This is a genomic window from Muribacter muris, assembly GCF_004569585.1.
Lineage (GTDB): Bacteria > Pseudomonadota > Gammaproteobacteria > Enterobacterales > Pasteurellaceae > Muribacter > Muribacter muris.
In genome coordinates this window covers 1-433 of the sequence record NZ_SPPA01000076.1, presented here as the reverse complement: position 1 = coordinate 433, position 433 = coordinate 1, and the positions used below count along the sequence as shown (strand labels likewise).

General features: G+C 51.3%; 1 protein-coding gene. It reads left to right on the top strand.

Annotation, left to right across the window (positions count from 1 at the left end; all coding sequences use genetic code 11):
- Nucleotides 1–433, top strand: a 433-nt coding sequence (locus tag E4T80_RS12675; RefSeq protein WP_135058725.1) for a hemagglutinin repeat-containing protein, incomplete at both ends; no start/stop codon positions are given.

Here is a 433-nt window from a genome sequence, read left to right as displayed (position 1 = left end):
TCGGGTTAGAAGCGGGGGTGAATGTCGGTCGGGGTAAATCGAACAGCAGCAGTAACACTTATCAAAACAGCGTTATCAATGTGAATAAGCTGGAAACCTTTAGTGAAGAGGGCGCGTTGGTTTTAGATGCGGCGGTGATAAATGCCGGGAGATGGGAAGGGGTGTTGAAGGATGTCGTCTTCAACAGCCGTCAAGATACAACGCGGTATAAGAGCGAGCAGATGCAAGCAGGGGCAAGCGGTTCGATAGCCTATGGTTCGGGCGGCGGAGCCTCGGTTTCTATGGGATATAACAACGCCAAAATGAATATGGCCCAAGTGAATGAACAAACGGGCGTTCACGTTGGCAAAGAGGGAATGGACGTTACGGTACTCAACCATACGCAAAATAACGGCGGCATCCTGACGAGCGATGCCCCGAAAAGTGCAAACCG